Here is a 20,438-nt window from a genome sequence, read left to right on the forward strand (position 1 = left end):
TCGCCGCCCTTTGTCATCCTCCCCCGAGGAGCTGGAGCACGGCGGGCTTGAGCACGCTGCCGTATTCCAGGAACATCGCGACGGCCACCAGGCCCACGCCGATTCCCCCGTAGACCACCATGTCCGTCTTCCTCGTCCGGATCGCCATGAGCCCGCCGTACCCGGCGAAGCGCAGGGCGGCGGCGACCATCAGCACGGCGCCGAGCGCGAACGCGCCCCACTCGCCGTCCACGAAGAAGATCGCGAGCATGGCGAGAGCCGCTCCCGCCAGCACCAGCGGAAACGGCCCCCACTTCAGATCATCGTTCGTCAATAGGCTTCCACTTCTGGTCGCGTTCCCCGATGTACTCACTATCGGGCCGGATGAGCCGGTTGTCCGCGTGTTGCTCGATCACGTGAGCGGTCCAGCCGGACATGCGGCTGATGGAGAAGACCGGCGTGAACAGATCGGTCGGGATGCCCAGGTAGTGGTAGACCGAGGCGGCGTAGAAGTCGACGTTGGGGTAGAGGCCCTTGGTCTCGAAGACGACCTCTTCCATCTCCTTGGACATCCGGTAGAACTTCGGCTCGTCGCCGGACAGTTCCTCCGACATCCTGCGCAGGTGCGTGGCGCGCGGGTCCTCGGTCTTGTAGACGCGGTGGCCGAAGCCCATGATCTTCTCGCCGGCGGCCAGCTTGTCGCGTACGGTCTGGGCCACGCCGTCGGGCGAGATCGACTCCAGCGTCTTCATGACCTGCTCGTTGGCGCCGCCGTGCAGCGGGCCCTTCAGCGTGCCGATCGCGGCCACGATGGCCGAGTGCATGTCCGACAGCGTCGCGGCGCAGACGCGGGCGGCGAACGTCGAGGCGTTCATCGTGTGGTCGGCGTGCAGCACCAGGCAGGCGTCGAAGATCTCCGCCTCGCGCGGGGAAGGGGTACGGCCGGTCACCTGGTGCAGGAAGTTGCCGGCGATGCTCAGGGCCGGGTCGCTCTCCGGGACACCCTTGCCCGAGCGGGCGGCGTGGTAGCGGGCGACCAGCAGCGGCTGCTGGGCGGTCAGCCGGGCGGCCTTGCGCAGGTCGGCTTCCGGCTCGATCGAGTCGCGGTCGGGGTCGTCGGCGCTGGCCAGCGAGACCAGCGAGCGCAACGCCTCCATGGGCTTCTGCTTTTCGGCGATCTCCGCGACGTTGGCGGAGACCAGCGGGCCCAGTTCGCGCCCGGCGACGAGCTCGTCACCGTAGGCCTGGAGCTCGGCGCGGTTCGGGAGCGTACCGCGCTGGAGCAGATGGGCGGTCTCTTCGAACGTCGCTCGGCCGGCCAGATCGTGGATGTCGTATCCCCGATAGAACAGGCGGCCGGCCTTCCCGTCGATGTCGCTGAGCGCTGTGGACGCGGCTACGACGTCGGCCAGGCCTTTGGTGGGCTTGTCCATCGTGCTCCTTGGCTCGCTCCGCTCGCGGTTGTGGCGGAGTTATCCGCTCTTCGCGGCGGATGTCCCGCCACGAGTGTTTCCTCCGCTTATCGTCGCTGGAAGTCTACCCGTGAGCTGGCAAAACCGTCCGCAAAGGTCCAGACCAATTTCACGCTGGATTCTCCTTATGGCAAAGGCGATTCCGCATCCCCTCGTTTGGGTAAGCCGGAGCTGTAGTAATAGTTACGGCGGGCTACCCGAGGAGGAACTGCCGCCGTCTCACGCTGCGTCCGCTAACGGAAGGGAACTGCCGTGGAGGGGCCGTTCATACGCATCGAGGACACTGGCGAGGTCGTCCCGTTGCGCCCCGAGATCACGACGGTCGGCAGAGGTCGCGGTGTCGACATCCGACTCACCGATCCCAGCGTGTCTCGGCTCCATGCCGAATTCGTCCGGAGAGGACCCTACCTGTACGTCGTTGACCTGGGCCTGTCCCGCAACGGCACGCGGGTGAACGGCAGGCCGATCGCCCGGAGGGTTCTCGACGACGGCGACGTCGTCTCCTTCGGCGCCGCGCGTGGCCGCATCGGCGGGGTTCCGCGCGAGGACTTCACCCCCGAGGTGGAGCTGAGAAGGGCGGCGGCACCGGAGCTGACCCGCAGAGAGGTCGACGTGCTGACCTCACTGTGCCGGCCCGCGCTGTCGGACGAGGCGTTCGTCGCACCGGCGACCGCAAGGGAGATCGCCGACGACCTGGTGGTGACCGAAGCCGCGGTCAAGCAGCACCTGCTGCGGCTGTACCAGAAGTTCAGGATCCCTGAGGGCACCAACCGGCGCACGCGGCTGGCCAACGAGGTCGTCGCGCTGGGTCTGGTCCGCCCCACCCCCGTGGTGCCGCCACAGCGGTCAGGCTCCCCCACCGAGCAACCATCGGCGGCGGGGCGCAGGGCTTCATAGGAATCGGATCGCTACCGGGGCTTCGGCGAGGGGTTCCGGCAGCACAAGTGGCCCGGAACCCGGCGTTATCGTGCCCAGGACGCGTGGCCCGGCTGCACCCGTGCAGCTGGGCACGGTGGCCGGCAGACCGTGCGCGGTCAGCCAGCCGAACAGCGAGAAGGCGATGGCCTCCTTCGCGTCCGAGGGCACGCCCAGCTCGTCGCTGGGCACGAGACGCGCCGTCGTGCGCGCGCGCAGCATGCCCATGAGCGTGGGGTTGCGCACGCCGCCGCCGGAGACGACGACGGTGTCGAGTTCGTGCCGCCGGATCTCGGCGGCCACGGTCTCGGCCGTGAGCGCGGTCAGCGTGGCCACGAGGTCGGGCCGCGCGATCTCGGCGCGCCCGGCCAGCGCCCGCCGCACGTACCCGGGCGTGAACAGCTCCTTGCCCGTCGTCTTGGGCGCCGCCTTGCCGTAGTACGGCTCGGCGAGCAGCACCTCCAGCAGCCCCTCGTCCACCGTCCCCGCCGCGCCAAGCACCCCGTCCTTGTCGTACGGCGGCGCCGCCGCGTCGATCAGCGCGCCCGCCGGCCCGGTGTCGTAGGCGATGGCCGCCCCGGCCACGGTCAGGTTGGCGATGCCGCCGAGATTGAGCGCCCCCGAGCGGCCCTCGATCCCGCTGAGCATGAGCAGGTCGAGGTAGGACACCAGCGGCGCGCCCTGCCCACCGGCGGTCACGTCCCGCACGCGTACGTCGGAGACGACCGGCAGCCCGGTGCGCTCGGCGATCCAGGCGGGCTGGCCGAGCTGGAGCGTGCCCAGGACCTGCCCGCCGGAGACCCAGTGGAAGAACGTCTGCCCGTGCGAGCAGATCAGGTCGGCGGGACCGGCGCTCCGGGCGGCCTCGGCGAACTCCTGGCCGATCAGCGTGTCCAGCGCGCAGACCTCTCCCATGCTCACATCGCCCAAGCTCACGTCGCCGGGCGGGAGGGCGGCGACGATGCGGGCTCTCAGGCCGCCGGGGTAGGGCCGCTCGCCGGTGGCGAGGATCGTCCCGGTGAGCAGGCCGTCCGCCATCGACCAGTCGACGATGGCGCTGTCGATCCCGTCGTGGGAAGTGCCCGACATCAACCCAAGAACCCGCATAAATCTCCCTAAAACACCACTCGGAAAGGATTGCTGGGCCGGGACGTCCTGCTCACCCGGTCCACCGCCACCACGTAGTAGTAGTCGCCCCGCTTGCCGTCCGGGTCGGTCCAGCGCACGATCCGGTCGCCCGGCACCACGGCCACCAGGTTGCGCGCGTCGTCGAAGGAGGTCAGCCGGGTGGCTGAGCGGAAGACCGCGAACTGGAACGGCTCGTCGCGCCCGGTCGCCACCATCTTGACCTCGACCCCGTCCCTGACCTTGCGGGCCAGCGCGAGCACCGGGCGGCTGGGCGCGCGCCCGCCAGCCAGGCGCGGCAGCAGCGGCGCCAGCGCGGGCCGCTGGTGGTGGTCGTTGACCGCGGTGGTGACGGACTTGAGGCGGTCCGCCCGGACGTCCCCGGCGCTGAACCAGATGTCGCCGGTGATCTCCGGGTGGTTGCGGTTGAGCGTGAGGTGCTTGGACAGTTCGCCTGTCTCCTGCCACTGCGGCGCCTGGGCCGGGTCGCCCGCCTTGTACGCCGCCTGACCGATCCACAGCATGGTGCCGGTGCCCTTGGCCACGTCCGACCACCACGGCACCAGCTTGGCGTAGTCGGCCGGCGGCTGGCCGATGTACCAGTAGAGCTGCGGCGCGATGTAGTCGAGCCAGCCCTTCTTCACCCAGCCACGCGTGTCGGCGTGCAGGCCGTCGTAGGACTGGCCGCCGGCGGTGTCGGAGCCGAGCGGGTCGCTGGCCTTGTTGCGCCAGATGCCCGACGGGCTGATGCCCCAGGAGACCTCGGGCTTGGCCTGCCGTACGCGCTGCTGCATCTCCGAGACCATGAGGTCGACGTTGTCGCGCCGCCAGGAGGCCAGGTCGGGGTAGCCGGCGCCGTACTTGGCGAAGGCGGCGCTGTCGTCGAAGGCCGTGGTGTTGGTCGGGTAGAAGTAGTCGTCGAAGTGCAGGCCGTCGATGTCGTAGCGGGTGATCGCGTCGAGCATCGCGTCCTGGCAGAACTTGCGGACCTCGGGCATGCCCGGGTTGTAGTAGAGCTTGCCGCCGAACGGCAGGATCCAGTCGGGGTTCTTGCGGCCGGGGTGGTCGGGGTGGAGCTTGGCCGGGTCGGGCTGCATCGAGACCCGGTAGGGGTTGAACCACGCGTGGAAGGCCAGGCCGCGCTTGTGGGTCTCCTCGACCGCGAAGCCGAGCGGGTCGTAGCCCGGGTCCTGCCCCTGGACCCCGGTGAGCCACTCCGACCACGGCTCGAACGGCGACGGCCAGAACGCGTCCGCCGTGGGCCGGATCTGCACGAACACCGAGTTGAGCTTGCGCTCGACGGCCAGATCGAGCCAGGCCAGGTATTCGGCCTTCTGCTCCTCGACCGACAGCCCCTTCTTCGAGGGCCAGTTGATGTTGACCACGGAGGCGATCCACATGCCGCGCATCTGACGCAACGGCGGCACGTAGTCGGCCGCGGCGAAGGCGGGCAGGGGGACGACGGAGGCTGCGGCGGCGAGGGCGAGACCCTTGAAAACGGTCCGTCTGCTGGGCATTTGGGGGGTGGCCTCTCGGGAAGTGGTTGTGTCTGGGGCGACGATGACAGAAAATTACCTTCAGATCAACGATTGTGAAGGAAAATGCCGTATGTCGCCTGACCTCCACCGACTCGCCATGGCCGTGCTCCAGCCTGGCTTCGAGGGGACCACCGCCCCCGACTGGCTGCGCAGGGCGCTCGGCGAGGGATTGGGGGGCGCCGTACTGTTCGCCCGCAACCTCCCGAGCGAACACCTCATCCCCCAGATCCGCGCCGAGAACCCCGACACCGTGATCGCCGTCGACGAGGAAGGCGGCGTCGTCACCCGCTTCGAGGCCAGGTCGGGCAGCTCCTTCCCCGGCAACCGCGCGCTCGGCGTGGCCGACGACGAGGCCCTCACCGAGCGGGTCGGCAGGCAGATCGGCCGCATGCTGGCCGAGGCCGACGTCACCCTCGACTACGCGCCCTCCGTCGACGTCAACGCCAACCCCGCCAACCCGGTCATCGGCGTCCGCTCCTTCGGCCCCACCTCCGGCCTGGTGTCCCGGCACGCCGTCGCCTACATCCGCGGCCTCCAGAGCGCAGGGGTGGCCGCCTGCGCCAAGCACTTCCCCGGCCACGGCGACACCATCACCGACTCCCACCTGGCGCTGCCCACCGTGCACGCCACCGTGGAGGAGCTGTGGGAGCGCGACCTGCCGCCGTTCCGCGCGGCGATCGACGCCGGGGTGCGCTCGGTCATGTGCGGCCACCTGCTGGTGCCCGCCCTGGACCCGTCGCTGCCGGCGACGCTGAGCCGTACCGTGCTGACGGGGTTGCTGCGCGAGGAGCTCGGCTTCGACGGCATGCTCGTCACCGACGCGATCGAGATGAAGGCCGTCGCGGCCCGCTACACGCCCGGCGAGATCGCCGTGCGCGCGCTCGCCGCGGGCGTGGACGCCATCTGCGTCGGCATCACCACCGAGCAGGGTCTGCGCGAACTGCGCGACGCGATCACGGCCGCCGTGCTCTCGGGCGAGCTGGCCGAGTCGCGCCTGGCGGAAGCGGCCGCGCGGGTGCGCGCGATCGCCGAGTGGTACGGCAAGCAGGACCGTTCGGCCGCCGAGGACCCCGGCGTCGGCCTGGAGGCGGCCAGGGCGGCGCTGACCGTCACCGGCGCCGCCACGCTGGCCGGTGCGCCGCTCGTCGTCGAGGTCAACACGCGGCTCAACCAGGCCGTCGACCCCTCGACGCCGACCGGGCTGACCGCGGCGCTGGCGGCCAGGCTGCCCGGCACCGAGCGGGTCGTGATGGCCGCCGAGGGCGAGTTGCCCGCCTTCGACGAACGGCCCGTGGTGCTCGTGGTGCACGACTCGGCGCGGCACGCCTGGGTCAGGGAGCGGATCGCGCAGGCCGTGCGGGTGCGCCCGGACGCGGTCGTCGTGGACACCGGCATTCCCGGCGAGCCGGCGGGCGCCGCGTTCGTCGCGACCAACGGGCTCTCACGCGTCTCGGCCGAGGCCGCGGCGGAATGGCTCACCACGTGAGCGAGCCGGCCAACCCGGTGGCGGCGGTGCGGGCCGTACTGCCGTCGCTGACCCCCGCCGCGCAGGCCATCGCCCGGATCATCCTCGACGATCCGGGCCTGGTGGTCAGGAGCACGATCACGGAGTTCAGCGCGGTCTCCGGCACCAGCGAGGCGACGATCGTGCGCACCGCCCGCGCGCTGGGCTTCGCCGGTTACTCGCAGATGCGCTTCGCGCTGGCCGCCGCGGTGGCCAAGGAGCCCGAGCGGCTGGTGCCCGGCGACCTGGGCCCCGACGACCCGCTGACCGACGTGATCGCCAAGGTGGCCAGGGCCGAGTACGAGGCGCTGGCCGACACCGCGGCCCAGCTCGACCCCGACCAGCTCGACGAGGTCGTGGCGGCCATCGTCAGGGCCCGCCGCGTGGACGTGTACGGCGTGGCCGCCTCCGGCCTGGTCGCCACCGACATGTCGCAGAAGCTCCTGCGCATAGGCCTGTCCACCCACCCGTTCTGCGACGCCCACCTGGCGCTGACCAGCGCGGCCCTGCTGCGCGAGAACGACGTGGTGGTGGCGATCAGCTGCAGCGGCGAGACCCCGGACGTGCTGGTCCCGGCGAAGACCGCGAAGGACGCCGGCGCCACGCTCGTGGCCATCACCAACAACCCGCGCTCGTCCCTGGCCCACCTGGCCGAGCACACGCTGGTCTCGGCCGGTCGCGAGACCGCGTTCCGGCCGGGCGCGCTGGCCAGCCGGATCAGCCAGCTGCTCATCGTGGACTGCATCTTCGTCGGCCTGGCCCAGCGCACCTACGAGACCGCCGACGCCGCCATCCGCGCCACGCGGGAGGCCACCGACCGCTACCAGGGCCGCTAACGCCGGGGGTTCGGGCCCCGGTAGGGCAGGGTCTGGCTGTAGACGAGGTTGGTGTTGGCGCTGCCGAACTCGGCCAGGTCGTTGACGATCTCTTCAAGGTGCGCCATCGAGGAGGCGGCGACCTTCATCACGTAGCAGTCGTCGCCCGTGGTGCGCAGGCACTCCAGGATCTCCGGGCGCCGGCCGAGCAGCCGGTGCAGGGGCTCGTGATGGCTGCCCGGGTACTTCAGGCGCACGATGGCGAGGACCGCGTAGCCGACCGCCGCGAGGTCGACCGCGGCGGAGTAGCCGGTGATCACGCCGGTCGACTCCAGGCGCCTGACCCGCTCGGTGGTGGCCGAGGCGCTCAGGCTGACCCGCCGGCCCAGCTCGGACAGCGGGATGCGCCCGTCACGCTGGAGCTCGGACAGGATCGCCCAGTCGGTGGCGTCGAGATTCACGGCCATGGGACCAAAATACCGGCGGATTCCCGGCGATCGGCCGGGTATCCCGTTGGCTCGGCCTTCCGGCCCCAGGTCGCCCGTGGATAGCCTGATCAGGTGGAACTTGGCGTTAACGTCCCCAATTTCGGGCCCGGCACCGATCCGGCCACTCTGCGGCGGTGGGCGCAGACCGTCGAGGGGCTCGGTTACGGGCTGCTCATGGTCTCCGACCACGTGGCCATTACCCCCGACGTGGCCGCGCAGTATCCCGCGCCCTTCTACGAGCCCTTCACCACGCTGTCCTGGCTGGCCGGGGTGACCGAGCGGGTCAGGCTCGGCACCACTGTGCTCATCGTGCCCTACCGCCATCCGCTGCTGGTCGCCCGGATGGCGGCCAACCTCGACCGGCTCAGCGGCGGGCGGTTCGTGCTGGGTGTGGGCTCCGGGTGGGCCCGGCAGGAGTTCGAGGCGCTCGGCGTGCCGTACCAGGCGCGAGGAAAGCTGACCGACGAGCACCTGCGGACCATCCGCGCTGCGTGGGCCGACACCGGCGACTACGGCGAGGGGGACATCCCGATCTGGGTGGGCGGCAGCGCCGACGCGGCGCTGCGCCGGGCGGTCCTGCTCGGCGAGGCCTGGCACCCGCTGCGGCTCACCCCGGCCGTGCTGCGCGAGCGCCTGACGCGGCTGCGCGAGCTCGCCGACGAGCTGGAACGGCCGGCGCCCGCGCTGGCCCCGCGCATCGTCCTGCGGCTGACCGACTCCCCCGAGACCGGCCAGGACCGCCCGGCGGGCGTCGGCACGATCGGCCAGATCCTCGGCGACCTGGAGGAGCTACGCTCGCTCGGCGCCCAGAGCGTCCTGCTCGACCCGTTCAACGGCGACCCGGACGAGACCCTTCACCCAGAGGTGGCCTGGCAGGCCCTGGCCACCGTCTCCGCACGATGGGAGCACCTGTGACACCCGACGAAGAACTTCTGCTGCGCCGCGCGATCTCGCTGGCGGCCAAGGGCCGGGCCTCGGGCAACCCGCCCTTCGGCTCGCTGCTGGCCGCGGCCGACGGCACCATCCTGGTCGAGGACCACAACACCACGATCACCGACGGCGACATCACCGCGCACCCCGAGCTCAAGCTCGCCCGCTGGGCGGCGCGCGAGCTCGACCCGGCCGCCGCGGCGGCCACCACGATGTACACGAGCTGCCAGCCCTGCGGCATGTGCACCGGCGCGATCGAGCGCTCCGGCCTCGGCCGGGTCGTCTACGCGCTGTCCGGCGCCCAGCTCGACGGCCTCAAGTCGGTCGTCACCCCGGTGGAGGTGCGCCTGGAGGGCCCGGCGCTGTTCGACGAGGCCCGCGTCCCGGTGGAGGGCTATTACTGAGCCCGGACGAACTCGCGCAGCCGCCGTGCCTCCTCGGCCACGGCGGCTTCCTCCTCCTCCGACAGCGGGGTCAGCGGCTTCACGACCACGTCCTGCTGGGCGACCGACCAGGTGCCGCGGACGAAGCCGTCCACCAGGAACATGGGCACGCCGCCTGACGCGCCCTTGGCGAACTGCCTGCGGTGCTCCTCGCTGATCACCCGGGTGCGGTCGCGGTGGCCGAGCAGCGCGGTGTCGAAGGCCGGGAGGAATCGCACCGGCACGGGCCGGTCGGGGTCGGCGATCGGCGCGCCGGGCAGGTCGAACAGGTCCTTGCCGTCCGGCCCCTTGTACACCGCCAGCCTCGGCCGCAGCCGGTCCACGATCTCGCGCAGCCGGGTCACGCCGGCCCAGGCCTGGATGTCCATCACGGTGGCCGGGCCGTACGCGGCGAGGTAGCGCAGCACCAGCGTCTCCAGCGCCGGTCCCGGCTCCATGGGCCGGCCCGTCCACTCCTCGGCCAGCGCCATCTCGATGCCGGACGGGCTCCCCCACCGCCCCCAGGCCGCGGCCGGCGGCGTGTGGACCAGCGGCAGCAGCAGCTCCACCGCGTCGGCCAGCCGCCTGGGCACCGGCACGGGGAAACGCTCGGCGAGCACCTCGGCCAGCGCGCCCCGGGTCAGGCTGCGCCCGGTCAGCGCCGCCCGGCCCGCCTCGGCCAGCGCGGGCAGGTCGACCCCGGCGATCTCGTCGGCGTAGTAGGGGTGGGTGAGCGCCACCTCCACGATGGGCCGCACGCTCGGCCGCAGCCACGCGAAGTCGGCGGCGTCGGCCAGGTGCATGGTCCTGCGCACCATCGTCGAGCGCACCACCGTGCGGTCGGCGACCAAGGACTCCAGATCGGCGCGGCGGAAACCCGCCACCCGCGACCACAACCCGACGTACGGCCAGTTGGGCTCCTGGCCCTGCAACACCACGACGTGCCGGATGACGTCGATCACGGATCTGCCGGTGCGCTCGGCCAGGAAGTGGCGTTCGAGCAGAGTCCGGTTGAGCTGGCGGAGGGAGAGCGGCGTCATATCGCCATTAGTAGCAGCGAAGACCGACATGGGATTGTCGGGTACCGGTCCTTAGCGTGGAGTCATGCTCATCAGCATCCACGCGCTGGTCCCCCGCGTAGAACGCCAGCACCGGTTGATCGAGGAGCTCAGGGCCACCGCGCCCCGGGCGCTCACCGCCGGGTCGCTGGCCCGCCGGCTGGGCGTCAGCGCGCGCACGATCGAGCGCGACCTCGCCGACCTGATGGAGGCCGGGGTGCCCGTCGTCTCCCAGCGCGGGCCCGGAGGCGGCTACGCCATCGACGCCCGCTCCGTGCTGCCGCCGCTGACCTTCACGCCCGGCGAGGCGTCCGCGCTGGTCGCCTCGCTGGCCGCGGTCGGTCCGCGTTCCTCGGCCAGTGCGCAGCGGGCTCTGGCCAAGCTCATCGACGCCCTGTGCCGGGACGGCGCCCCATGATCCGGGTCGAGAACCTCCGCAAGGCCTACCGGGGCGTCGTCGCCCTGGACGGGCTCGACCTGGACGTGGCTGAGGGCTCGATCGCCGCGCTGCTCGGGCCCAACGGCGCCGGCAAATCCACCTTGATCAGAATCCTGGCCACGCTCCTGCGGCCGGACTCCGGGCGGGCCGAGGTGGGCGGCAGGTCGGTGACGGCGCAGCCGTACCAGGTGCGCGCGCTCATCGGGCTGACCGGGCAGTTCACCGCGGTGGACGACCTGCTCACCGGGCACGAGAACCTCGTGCTCGTCGGCCGTCTCTACCGGCTGTCCGGTAAGGAGGCCCACCGGCTGGCCGACGAGCTGCTGGGCGCGTTCGAGCTGGGCGGGGTCGCCGGACGCCGGGCGGGCACGTACTCCGGTGGGATGCGCCGCCGACTCGACCTGGCCGCCGGTCTGATGACCCGGCCGCGCGCGCTCTTCCTCGACGAGCCCACCACCGGGCTCGACCCGCGCTCGCGCCGCACCCTGTGGTCGGCCATCCGGCGGCTGCCCGAGCAGGGCACCACGATCCTGCTCACCACCCAGTACCTGGAGGAGGCCGACCGCCTGGCCTCCGCCGTCACCGTCATCGACCGGGGCAGGGCCATCGCCACCGGCACCCCCGAGCAGCTCAAGGCCCGCGCCGGGGGCGCGCGTGCCGAGGTCGTCCTCGCCGACCCCCGCCAGGCCCCCACCGCGACCGAGGTCATGAGCAGGTACGGCGCCCGCCCCACCCTGGAAGGCGAGACCGTCACCGTCCCCGTCGCCGAGAGCGCGCTGCCCGACCTGCTACGCGACCTCGACACCGCCGGAGTGCCCATCACCGGCCTGGCCCTGCGCCGCCCCACCCTCGACGACGCCTTCCTCGCCCTCACCGGAGGCGACTCGTGAACCGGCTGACCGGCCCGCGATGGTGGCTGCGCGACGCCTGGCTGATGGCCGGCCGCAACTCCAGGCGCATCGTGCGCGCCCCCGGCCTGCTGCTCATGTACGCGCTGATCCAGCCCGTCGTCTTCATCCTGCTGTTCGCCTACGTCTTCGGCGGCGCGATCAAGGTGCCCGGCGGCGACTACGTGCAGGCGCTCATCCCGGCCGTCTTCGTGCAGATGATCCTGTTCAGCTCGATCGGCGCGGTCGCCGTCGGCCTGGCCGAGGACATGAGCCGAGGCGTCATGGACCGCTTCCGCTCGCTGCCCATGACCCGCTCGTCGGTGCTGCTCGGCCGCATCGCATCCGAGGTGCTGCGCAGCGCCATCACGCTGGCCGTCATGCTCGGCTGCGGGCTGCTGGTCGGCTTCCGCTTCCACGGCTCGCCCGGCCTGATCGCGGCGGGGTTCGGGCTGCTGCTGGCGTTCGGCTTCGCCTTCTCCTGGGTGGCTGCGTGGATCGGGCTGATGGCCAGGAGCGGGGAGGCGGCCCAGGGCTTGGGGCTGGTCTGGGTGCTGCCGTTCACCTTCGTCAGCTCGGCGTTCGTGCCGACCGCCACGATGCCGGGCCCGGTGCGCGCCTTCGCCGACCACAGCCCGGTCACCGCGATGATCGACACGCTCCGCGCCTGGTTCTCCGGCCGGGACGCGGGCGACGCCGCCCTGGTCACCGCGGTCTGGACGCTCGCCCTGACCGCGGTCTTCATGACCCTGGCCGTGCTACGGCTGCGCCGTACGTCCAGCTGATTCCACGACGTTGGACAGCAGGAGGGCACGCGTCATCGGGCCCACGCCGCCCGGGTTGGGGGTCAGGAAACCGGCCACCTCGGCGACGTCGGGGGCGACGTCTCCGGCGATCTTGCCGTCGACGCGGGAGACGCCCACGTCGAGGACGGCAGCGCCCGGCTTCACCATGTCGGCGGTGATCAGCCCGGGTACGCCAGCCGCGGCCACCACGATGTCGGCCCTTCTGACGTGCCCGGCCAGGTCCTGGGTGCCGGTGTGGCAGAGGGTGACGGTGGCGTTCTCGCTCCTGCGGGTCAGGAGCAGGCCGAGCGAGCGGCCCACGGTGATGCCTCGGCCCACCACGCAGACGTCGGCGCCCTTCAGCGGGACGCCGTACTCCTGCAGGAGCAGCACGATGCCGTGCGGGGTGCAGGGCAGCGGCGCGTCGACCATGTGGACCAGGCGGCCCAGATTGACGGGGTGCAGGCCGTCGGCGTCCTTGGCGGGGTCCATGCGCTCCAGCAGCGCCATGGTGTCCAGGTGCTTCGGCAGCGGGAGCTGGACGATGTAACCGGTGCACTCGGGCGCGGCGTTGAGCTCGTCGATGGCCGACGCCACCTCGGCCTGCGTGGCCGTGGCCGGCAGGTCGACGCGGATCGAGGTGATGCCGATCTCCTCGGAGTCGCGGTGCTTGCCCGCGACGTAGATCTGGCTGCCGGGGTCCTCGCCCACCAGGACGGTGCCGAGTCCGGGGGTGATGCCCCGGTCCTTCAGGGCGGCCACCTTGGCCGCCAGATCCGCCTTGATCTTCGCGGCGGTGGCCTTGCCGTCGAGTTTCACTGCCGTCATGGCACGCCATCCTGTCACGGCGGGAACTCCGCCGAGCCTCTGGGGATGAGCGTCACGGGGATGCGGACCTCGCGGGGTTCCGGGTGCGGCGACGCCAGCAGGTCCATGACGGCGTTGCCGATGGCCTCCGGGTCCTGGGCCACGACGGTCAGCCCGGGGCGGAGCAGTTCGCCGAGTTCGAGGTCGTCGAAGGCGACCAGGGCGGGCCGGTCCTCGACGTGGTCGAGTTGCCGCAGGGCCTCGACCGTGAGGCGGTTGTTGGCGGTGATCAGCGCGGTTACCGGGTCGGACGGGTCGAGCAGGGTCCGGAGCGCGGCGCCGACCGAGGTGGGGGCGGGGGCGCCGAGCCGTACCTCGTCCTCGTTGACCTGCAAGCCGCGGGCGGCCATGGCGGCGCGGAAGCCGGCCACCCGCTCGCGGGAGGTGAAGACGGCTGGGTCGTCGCCGAGGTAGCCGATGCGCCGGTGGCCGTGGGCGGCGAGGTGGTCGACGGCCGCGCGGATGCCGCCGGTGTTGTCCGACAGTACGGCGTCGCAGGCGATCCCCTGGGCCGGGCGGTCCACGGCGCAGACCGGCAGCCCGTCGGCCATCTCGGGCAGGAGGTAGTCCTGCCGTTTGGCGATGGGCGCGATGATGAGCGCGTTGGGCCGGCGGGCGCAGAAGCCGAGGGCGACCTCGCGTTCGCGGGCGGGTTCGTCGTGGCTGGAGCCGATCATGACGACGAGTTCGCCGGTTTCCGCGCGGGTCTCGACGGCGCGGCCGATGGCGGCGAAGAACGGGTCGGCGATGTCGCGCACGACCATGGCGATCGCCTGGGAGCGGCCTTGGCGCAGCTGACGGGCTCCTTCGTTGCGGCGGTAGCCGAGTTCGGTGATGGCCTGCTGGACCCGGTCGAGGGTGTCGGGGGCGACCGTGGACTCGCCGTTGACGACGCGCGAGACGGTCTTCAGTGCGACGCCCGCGGCCTGGGCCACGTCCTTCATGGTCGGACGGCGGTGGAGCGGTGCTGACAACGGGGACCTCGGATCGGACAGCGGTTTCGGGTAAGGGTAGGGGATGTGCCTGGCCAGCCAGAATGACATCGTTGTCATTCAAGATCGGATGACAACGTTGCCATCGGTTCGGCGAGCGCTTATCGTGACGGCGTCAGCGTCGCCCCCAGCGAGGAGATCGCCTTGCCCGCTCGACTGTTGTCCGTGGAATCTACCGATCTGTTCGTGGGGTCGGAGGCCGCGCCGTACCAGATCTTGAAGGTCAGAGCCGCTCAGGGCGAGCAGGAGCAGGCGCTGGAGGTGCGCGGCGAGGGGGTCGTCCAGGCGCGGCCGGCGAGTGTGTCCGGCGGCGACGGCGAGGTGGTCGTGGAGGTGCCGCTCGACGTCTCGGCGGCTCCGGGGACGGTCGTGTCCATCGTTGTCACGCTGGGCGGGGAGGTGCTGGAGGCCGAGTTCACCGCCGAGGAGCCGGGGTGGACGATGTTCCTGGTCTCGCACTTCCACTACGACCCGGTCTGGTGGAACACGCAGGCCGCCTACACCAGCCCGTGGGAGTTCCTGTCCGGGGACTCCACGACCCGGCCGCTCTGGGAGCGCAACGCGTTCGCGCTGGTGGAGGCGCACATCGAGCTGGCGCTGCGCGACCCCGACTACAAGTTCGTGCTGGCCGAGGTCGACTACCTCAAGCCGTTCTTCGACACCCACCCCGAGCGCAGGAAGGACCTGCGCGAGCTCATGGCCGCCGGGCGGGTCGAGCTGCTCGGCGGCACCTACAACGAGCCCAACACCAACCTGACCGGCGCCGAGACCACGATCCGCAACATCGTCTACGGCGTCGGCTACCAGCGCGACATCCTCGGCGGCGACCCGCGCACCGCCTGGCAGCTCGACGCGTTCGGGCACGACCCGCAGTTCCCCGGCTACCTGGCCGCCGCCGGGCTGACCGGCAGCGCCTGGGCCCGCGGCCCGTTCCACCAGTGGGGCCCGATCAGCAAGAACTTCAAGGAGGCCAAGAACGACGCCACCTTGATGCAGTTCCCCAGCGAGTTCGAGTGGATCTCGCCGTCGGGGCTGGGCGTGCTGACGCACTACATGCCGGCGCACTACTCCGCCGGCTGGTGGATGGACTCCTCGCCGTCGCTGGAGGAGGCCACGCAGGCCGTCTTCGAGCTCTACCGCGCGCTGAAGCCCGTCGCGGCCTCGAAGAACATCCTGCTGCCCGTCGGCACCGACTACACGCCGCCGAACAAATGGGTCACCGACATCCACCGCACCTGGGCCGGGCACTACGTGTGGCCGAAGTTCGTCTGCGGCACGCCGCGCGACTTCCTGGACGCCGTGCGCGCCGAGGTCACCTCCTTCAGCCCGCAGACCCGGGACATGAACCCCATCTACACCGGCAAGGACGTCTCCTACATCGACACCAAGCAGGCCCAGCGCGCCGCCGAGGTGGCCGCGCTGGACGCCGAGCGGCTGTCGGTGTTCGCCAGCCTGCTCGGCCACGGCGGCTACCCGCACACCGCGCTGGACAAGGTCTGGCGGCAGCTCGCCTATGGCGCCCACCACGACGCGATCACCGGCTCGGAGTCCGACCAGGTCTACATCGACCTGCTCACCGGCTGGCGCGAGGCGTACGACCTGGCCGCCGAGGCCCGTGACCAGGCGCTCGACGCGCTGACCGGGCAGATCTCCGCCGACGGCCGGGGTGTCGTGGTGACGAACACGCTGTCGTTCGCGCGCGCCGGCCTGGTGTCGGTACGGCTCGCGCCCGGCCTCACCGTCGAGGGCGTGCCCTCGGTCACCGAGGACGGCACCACGACCTTCCTGGCCGAGGACGTGCCGTCGCTGGGCTGGCGCACTTATCCGGTTATTTCAGGAAACAGCGGGGCGTGGGTGGGCGACAGCCGTACCACGATCGAGAACGAGCGCTGGCGGATCCAGGCCGACCCCGCCCAGGGCGGCACGCTCACCTCCGTGCGCGACAAGGCGGCCGGCCGGGAGATCCTCACCGGACTCGGCAACGAGCTGCGCCTCTACGAGGAGTACCCGGCCCACCCCGACATGGGCGAGGGCCCCTGGCACCTCATGCCCAACGGGCAGTCCACCGGATCCGGCACGACCGCCGCGACCGTACGCGCCGAGACCAGCCCGCTGGGTCAGCGGCTGATCGTCACCGGCCGGATCGGCGAGCTCGGCTACGAGCAGACGATCACCCTGCTGACCGGCTCGGACCGGATCGACTTCGGCACCCGCGTGCTCGACTACACCGGCGCCGACCGGCTCCTGCGGGTGAGCTTCCCCGCGGGCGTGCCCGGCGCGCTGCCGGTCTCCGACGTCGCCGGCGCCGTCGTCGGCCGCGGCTTCGCGCTGCCCGACGTGGACACCGCCGTGCACCCCTGGACGCTCGACAACCCGGCCAACACCTGGTTCGGCCTGTCCGCGACCGCCCGGGTCGACCTCGGCGACGCGGGCTCGCGGGCGCTCGGCGTCGCCGAGGTGGTCGTCCCGTCCCTGGAGGACGCGCCGAAGGCGCGCGAGCTGGTCGTGGCGCTCGCCCGCGCGGGCGTGACCGCCACCACCTCCACCGCATCGGGCAGCAGGTACGGCTGGCTCGACGTCGACTCGAACCTGCCCGACTTCCGCGTCATCATCGGCGGCCCGCAGGACAACCCCCTCGCTGACGAGCTGCTCTCCCGCAGCGACCCCGCCTACCTGGACGCGCTGAAGTCCGGCGCCCCGCTGGTCTGGGTGCCGGCCGAGAAGCCGCTGGCCGAGGTGTGGCAGCCCAGCGCGGACCTGCGCGACGTACGCTCCCTGCCCGCCCTGGTCGTGGCCGGGCCGGTGAGCGAGCTGGTGGCCGACCTGGCCGACGCGCGGATCTCGGCCGTCTGCCCGGCGGGCGCCGAGGAGCTGGAGGACCGGACGGTGGCCCTGCTCACCTACGGGCTGCCCGGGTTCGCGGTGGATCCTTCGGGGGCGCTGCATCTGTCACTGATGCGCTCGTGCACCGGGTGGCCTTCGGGGATCTGGCTGGATCCGCCCCGCCGTACCACGCCCGACGGGTCGGGGTTCCAGCTGCAGCACTGGACGCACGAGTTCCACTACTCGCTGGTGGCCGGGCAGGGCGACTGGCGGGCGCTGAACCTGCCGGCGGCCGGGCAGGAGTTCGTCACGCCGATGCTGCCCCGGGTGGTCGACGCCCAGCCGGGCACGCTGCCGCCCACCCACGCGCTGCTGAGCGTCTCGCCCGCCCGCGACGTGCTGTTCGGCACCGTCAAGGCCACCGGGAACCCGCATGCCCACGGCGCCCTCGACCGGCCGGACGGCGTCACGATCCGGCTGGTGGAGTCGACCGGGCTGGGCTCCACGGCCGCCCTGGACTCACCCGTGCTTCCCCTGGACGGGCTCGTCCGCTCCGACCTGCTGGAATCCTCCCGCACGCCGGGCGCCTCGCTGGAGCTGGCGGGCTCGGAGGTGGCGACGTTCATCGCGCCCGTCCCGCTGGGCGAGGCGGAGTCCGGCGCGGTCGCGGAGATCGTCCAGCCCGTCTACAGCCGCTACTGGCTGCACAACAAGGGCCCGGCGCCGCTCGGCTACCTGCCGCTGTCGGTCGCCGTCACCCCCGGCCTGGTCACGCCCACCGGCCCGTTCGAGGTCGAGGTGGTCGTCGCCGGCCGCCACGCGCACGAGGGCGTCGTGGACGTCCAGGTCCCCGACGGCTGGGCCGTGACGCCCGAGCGCCGCCCCTTCCGCTTGGAGCCCGACGGCCACGTGCGCTTCACCGCCACCGTCACCCCCGCCCCCGGCCAGGGCCTCCACTACGTCTCCGCCCGCACCCACGCCCACGGCCAGCTCATCGAGGACGTCGCCACCGTGGCACTCGGCGAGGCCCCCGAACTCCCGGTGGCCGGCACGCCCCCCGAGGACGACTGGGCCGCCGCCCAGGGCACCAAGGCCACCGAGGGCCGCGCCACCGGCCTGACGATCACGATGGCCGCGGAGTCGCTCTCCCTCCGTCCCGGCGCGCGCGACACGGTCACGGTACGGCTGGCCAACACCACCGCCGGCGAGATCCGCGGCGAGGCCCAGCTGGCCGCGCCCTGGGGAACGTGGGAGATGCTTCCCCAGGTCATCCAGGGCTTCACCGTGCCCGCCGGGCAGAGCGTCGAGGTGGACTTCCCCGTGGAGGTGCCACAGGACGCGGCGTCCGGTCATGCTTGGGCTCTCGCGAAGGTGATGTGGTTCGGCCGGTGCCAGTACGCGCCGGTCGTCCGGCTGGAGGTATCCCGATGAGCCACGGACATGGGCACGGGCATGGGCATGGGCATGGGCACGGCGTCGAGCCGGCGCCTGTCCGTACCCGCCCGCCCGCGACCGGCGCGCCGACCGCGCCCGGCGTGGGCCCGGTGATCGGCTGGGTCAACGGCCGGCCGATCCCCCGCGAACCCCTCGACCGGCGCGTCGCCGAACTGCGCGACGGGCCGCTCAGCGCCGCGCTGCCGGTGCCGGGCAGCTCGGAGGACCGGCAGCTCGCCCGCTGGCTGACCCAGGTGATCCTGACCGAGGTCTTGTGCGAGGACGAGGCGCTGCGGCTGGGGCTGCCCCCGGTCGAGGGTCCGGCCCTGGACCGGCTGGCCGCGGTCGAGCTGGGCTCCATCAACGCCTCCGCCTACAACGGCAGCCCGTGGGTGAAGGCGCTGTTCGAGCACGTGCGGGCGGAGGTTCCGGCGGCCTGGCGGGTTCGGCCGGCCAGGCCCGCCGGGGAGGTCGCCGAGGTGCGCCACCGCCTCTACGCCGAACCGCCCGCCGCCTGGTCCGCGGAGGAGCTGGAATCCCTGGGAGAGATCGCGCTCGCCAGCCTGCCGGCCGCCGTGGCCGAGGCCCTGGCCGGGCAGCCCTATGGGACCCTGGCCCGGGTCAAGGACGCCCTGGGCTGGCATGTGGCCGTCGCCCTTCCCGCCTCCGGTCAGGCGGGCGTACCTGATGAGGGACTGGAGGAGGCCGCACGGCGGCGCGCGTTCGCGCGGTGGCTGGACGGGCTGCGGGCCGAGCGGGTGGAGCTCGTGCCGGGGCTTGAACACCCGGGCGACCCGCGCCAGCCCGACAACCACCACAAGCACTGATGGGCGGCGTCCTCGCGATCGACATCGGCGGCACCAAGCTGGCCGCCGCGATGGTCGACGACCGGGGGGCTGTGCTGCGCGACGGCACCGTCCCCACCCCGCGCGACGACGTGATGGGCGCGCTCGCCCGCCTTGTCCGCGAGGTCACCGAAGGCGGACCGCGGCCGCTGGCGGTCGGCATCGGCAGCGCCGGGCCGCTCGACGCGGTCGCCGGCACGGTCAGCCCGGTGAACATGCCGAGCTGGCGCGGCTTCCCGCTGCGCGACCGAGTGCGCGAGCTCACCGGGCTGCCCACGGTGCTGGCCGGGGACGCGCAGTGCTTCGCGGTCGGCGAGCACTGGCTGGGCGCGGGCCGGGGCAGCGCGTCGCTGCTCGGCATGGTGGTGTCCACCGGCATCGGTGGCGGACTGGTGATCGACGGCGTCCCGCTGCTCGGCCCCACCGGAAACGCCGGACATGTCGGTCACATGACCGTGGACCCGTACGGCGAGGAATGCGAGTGCGGCGGCCGGGGCTGCGTCGAACGCTACGCCAGCGGACCCAACCTCGCCCGCTGGGCCCGCGAACACGGCTGGACCGGCGCCGACGCCAAAGAACTCGCCGCCGACGCCGAGAACGGCGACGCGACGGCCGTCGCCGCCTTCGAGCGCGGCGCCCGCGCGCTCGCCGCGATGATCGTCTCCATGGCCGCCGCGGTCGAGGTGAGCACCGTCGTCATCGGCGGCGGCGTGGCCGGGGCGGGAAAGGTTCTGTTCGACCCGCTGGACCGCGCCATCGGGGAGGTGGCCGGACTGGCGTTCGTGAAGGCGGTCGAGGTCCGCCCCACCACGCTCGGCGTCCGGGCGGCCCTCGCCGGTGCCGCCCGGCTCGCCTGGACTACTCTCGCTCCGCCGCCTGAGCCTCGCGCCGCTCGATGATGCGGCGCGTGAACGGGATGCGCTCCACGGCCTTCACGCCCAGGTACGCGCCGAGGAAGGCGAGCGCCACCAGGACGAACGGGCTGGTCGCGAAGTCCATCGTCGCCACGTAGGCGCGCAGGATCACATCGAGCATCGAGGCACTCCGGGGGAAGGAACCGGCACGAAGCCATCAGGGTAACCGGAGTTTTGCCGCCCTTTAACCACAAAATCCACACCCG

Annotated in this window: 20 protein-coding genes; 11 read left to right on the plus strand and 9 right to left on the minus strand. The window is 72.2% G+C overall.

Annotation, left to right across the window (positions count from 1 at the left end):
- Positions 1 to 13 precede the first annotated feature (13 nt).
- Complete coding sequence (locus tag HNR40_RS01930) at positions 14 to 313, minus strand: DUF3017 domain-containing protein (RefSeq protein WP_184957915.1); 300 nt, start codon at positions 311 to 313, stop codon at positions 14 to 16.
- Positions 300 to 1,412 (minus strand): citrate/2-methylcitrate synthase, encoded by a 1,113-nt coding sequence (locus HNR40_RS01935; RefSeq protein WP_184957916.1) that lies wholly within the window; start codon positions 1,410 to 1,412, stop codon positions 300 to 302. Before HNR40_RS01935 ends, HNR40_RS01930 begins: the two co-directional genes overlap by 14 nt.
- A 291-nt stretch (positions 1,413 to 1,703) precedes the next feature.
- On the opposite strand from HNR40_RS01935, the gene HNR40_RS01940 reads away from it, so the two are divergent.
- Positions 1,704 to 2,348 (plus strand): FHA domain-containing protein, encoded by a 645-nt coding sequence (locus tag HNR40_RS01940; RefSeq protein WP_184957917.1) that lies wholly within the window; start codon positions 1,704 to 1,706, stop codon positions 2,346 to 2,348.
- On the opposite strand, the gene HNR40_RS01945 is transcribed toward HNR40_RS01940, so the two are convergent.
- Both HNR40_RS01945 and HNR40_RS01950 read right to left on the minus strand, forming a co-directional pair.
- Positions 2,343 to 3,473 carry an anhydro-N-acetylmuramic acid kinase gene (locus tag HNR40_RS01945; protein WP_184957918.1) on the minus strand — a complete coding sequence of 377 codons (1,131 nt, stop codon included), beginning with the start codon at positions 3,471 to 3,473 and terminating at the stop codon, positions 2,343 to 2,345. The genes HNR40_RS01940 and HNR40_RS01945 overlap by 6 nt on opposite strands.
- An 8-nt stretch (positions 3,474 to 3,481) precedes the next feature.
- Positions 3,482 to 5,008 carry a glycoside hydrolase family 10-like protein gene (locus HNR40_RS01950; protein ID WP_184957919.1) on the minus strand — a complete coding sequence of 509 codons (1,527 nt, stop codon included), beginning with the start codon at positions 5,006 to 5,008 and terminating at the stop codon, positions 3,482 to 3,484.
- A 91-nt stretch (positions 5,009 to 5,099) separates the two neighbouring features.
- Between HNR40_RS01950 and HNR40_RS01955 the strand changes: the two genes are divergently transcribed.
- Together HNR40_RS01955 and HNR40_RS01960 are read left to right on the plus strand one after the other, a co-directional pair.
- A complete protein-coding gene (locus tag HNR40_RS01955) occupies positions 5,100 to 6,515 on the plus strand; it encodes a glycoside hydrolase family 3 protein (protein WP_184957920.1) in 1,416 nt (471 codons plus the stop codon).
- Positions 6,512 to 7,369: a MurR/RpiR family transcriptional regulator gene (locus tag HNR40_RS01960; protein ID WP_312896149.1), complete on the plus strand. Its 858-nt coding sequence runs from the start codon at positions 6,512 to 6,514 to the stop codon at positions 7,367 to 7,369. Before HNR40_RS01955 ends, HNR40_RS01960 begins: the two co-directional genes overlap by 4 nt.
- Here HNR40_RS01960 and HNR40_RS01965 read toward each other — a convergent pair.
- The gene (locus HNR40_RS01965) at positions 7,366 to 7,815 is read right to left on the minus strand and encodes an Lrp/AsnC family transcriptional regulator (RefSeq protein ID WP_184957922.1); all 450 of its coding nucleotides are present in this window, start codon (positions 7,813 to 7,815) and stop codon (positions 7,366 to 7,368) included. The genes HNR40_RS01960 and HNR40_RS01965 overlap by 4 nt on opposite strands.
- Before the next feature lie 93 nt (positions 7,816 to 7,908).
- Here HNR40_RS01965 and HNR40_RS01970 point away from each other — a divergent pair, with 93 nt between their 5' ends.
- Both HNR40_RS01970 and HNR40_RS01975 read left to right on the plus strand, forming a co-directional pair.
- Positions 7,909 to 8,751, plus strand: coding sequence for an LLM class flavin-dependent oxidoreductase (locus tag HNR40_RS01970; protein ID WP_184957923.1), 843 nt, complete (start codon positions 7,909 to 7,911; stop codon positions 8,749 to 8,751).
- Complete coding sequence (locus tag HNR40_RS01975; protein ID WP_184957924.1) at positions 8,748 to 9,170, plus strand: nucleoside deaminase; 423 nt, start codon at positions 8,748 to 8,750, stop codon at positions 9,168 to 9,170. The genes HNR40_RS01970 and HNR40_RS01975 overlap by 4 nt, the downstream gene beginning before the upstream one ends.
- On the opposite strand, the gene HNR40_RS01980 is transcribed toward HNR40_RS01975, so the two are convergent.
- A complete protein-coding gene (locus HNR40_RS01980; protein WP_184957925.1) occupies positions 9,164 to 10,228 on the minus strand; it encodes a winged helix DNA-binding domain-containing protein in 1,065 nt (354 codons plus the stop codon). The two genes, HNR40_RS01975 and HNR40_RS01980, sit on opposite strands and share 7 nt — an antisense overlap.
- Before the next feature lie 64 nt (positions 10,229 to 10,292).
- On the opposite strand from HNR40_RS01980, the gene HNR40_RS01985 reads away from it, so the two are divergent.
- The 3 genes from HNR40_RS01985 to HNR40_RS01995 are packed head-to-tail and all read left to right on the plus strand — an operon-like array spanning position 10,293 to position 12,357.
- Complete coding sequence (locus tag HNR40_RS01985; protein WP_184957926.1) at positions 10,293 to 10,664, plus strand: helix-turn-helix transcriptional regulator; 372 nt, start codon at positions 10,293 to 10,295, stop codon at positions 10,662 to 10,664.
- Positions 10,661 to 11,575 carry an ATP-binding cassette domain-containing protein gene (locus tag HNR40_RS01990; protein WP_184957927.1) on the plus strand — a complete coding sequence of 305 codons (915 nt, stop codon included), beginning with the start codon at positions 10,661 to 10,663 and terminating at the stop codon, positions 11,573 to 11,575. The genes HNR40_RS01985 and HNR40_RS01990 overlap by 4 nt, the downstream gene beginning before the upstream one ends.
- Positions 11,572 to 12,357 carry an ABC transporter permease gene (locus tag HNR40_RS01995; RefSeq protein ID WP_221339888.1) on the plus strand — a complete coding sequence of 262 codons (786 nt, stop codon included), beginning with the start codon at positions 11,572 to 11,574 and terminating at the stop codon, positions 12,355 to 12,357. The genes HNR40_RS01990 and HNR40_RS01995 overlap by 4 nt, the downstream gene beginning before the upstream one ends.
- Here the strand turns inward: HNR40_RS01995 and HNR40_RS02000 are convergent.
- Complete coding sequence (locus HNR40_RS02000; RefSeq protein ID WP_184957928.1) at positions 12,331 to 13,185, minus strand: bifunctional methylenetetrahydrofolate dehydrogenase/methenyltetrahydrofolate cyclohydrolase; 855 nt, start codon at positions 13,183 to 13,185, stop codon at positions 12,331 to 12,333. The two genes, HNR40_RS01995 and HNR40_RS02000, sit on opposite strands and share 27 nt — an antisense overlap.
- A gap of 14 nt (positions 13,186 to 13,199) precedes the next feature.
- Entirely contained in the window at positions 13,200 to 14,168 is a 969-nt protein-coding gene (locus HNR40_RS02005; protein WP_184957929.1) for a LacI family DNA-binding transcriptional regulator, read from the minus strand.
- Positions 14,169 to 14,381: 213 nt separating this feature from the next.
- On the opposite strand from HNR40_RS02005, the gene HNR40_RS02010 reads away from it, so the two are divergent.
- From HNR40_RS02010 to HNR40_RS02020, 3 genes are read left to right on the plus strand one after another with little or no spacing between them, the layout of a single operon-like run.
- Entirely contained in the window at positions 14,382 to 18,470 is a 4,089-nt protein-coding gene (locus HNR40_RS02010) for a glycoside hydrolase family 38 N-terminal domain-containing protein (RefSeq protein ID WP_312896150.1), read from the plus strand.
- Positions 18,467 to 19,300 (plus strand): DUF7158 domain-containing protein, encoded by an 834-nt coding sequence (locus tag HNR40_RS02015; protein ID WP_184957931.1) that lies wholly within the window; start codon positions 18,467 to 18,469, stop codon positions 19,298 to 19,300. Before HNR40_RS02010 ends, HNR40_RS02015 begins: the two co-directional genes overlap by 4 nt.
- The gene (locus HNR40_RS02020; RefSeq protein WP_184957932.1) at positions 19,300 to 20,217 is read left to right on the plus strand and encodes an ROK family protein; all 918 of its coding nucleotides are present in this window, start codon (positions 19,300 to 19,302) and stop codon (positions 20,215 to 20,217) included. The genes HNR40_RS02015 and HNR40_RS02020 overlap by 1 nt, the downstream gene beginning before the upstream one ends.
- Here HNR40_RS02020 and HNR40_RS02025 read toward each other — a convergent pair.
- Positions 20,177 to 20,353 (minus strand): hypothetical protein, encoded by a 177-nt coding sequence (locus HNR40_RS02025; RefSeq protein WP_184957933.1) that lies wholly within the window; start codon positions 20,351 to 20,353, stop codon positions 20,177 to 20,179. The two genes, HNR40_RS02020 and HNR40_RS02025, sit on opposite strands and share 41 nt — an antisense overlap.
- Positions 20,354 to 20,438 lie beyond the last annotated feature (85 nt).

Origin of the sequence: Nonomuraea endophytica (genome assembly GCF_014203235.1) — a bacterium.
GTDB lineage: Bacteria > Actinomycetota > Actinomycetes > Streptosporangiales > Streptosporangiaceae > Nonomuraea > Nonomuraea endophytica.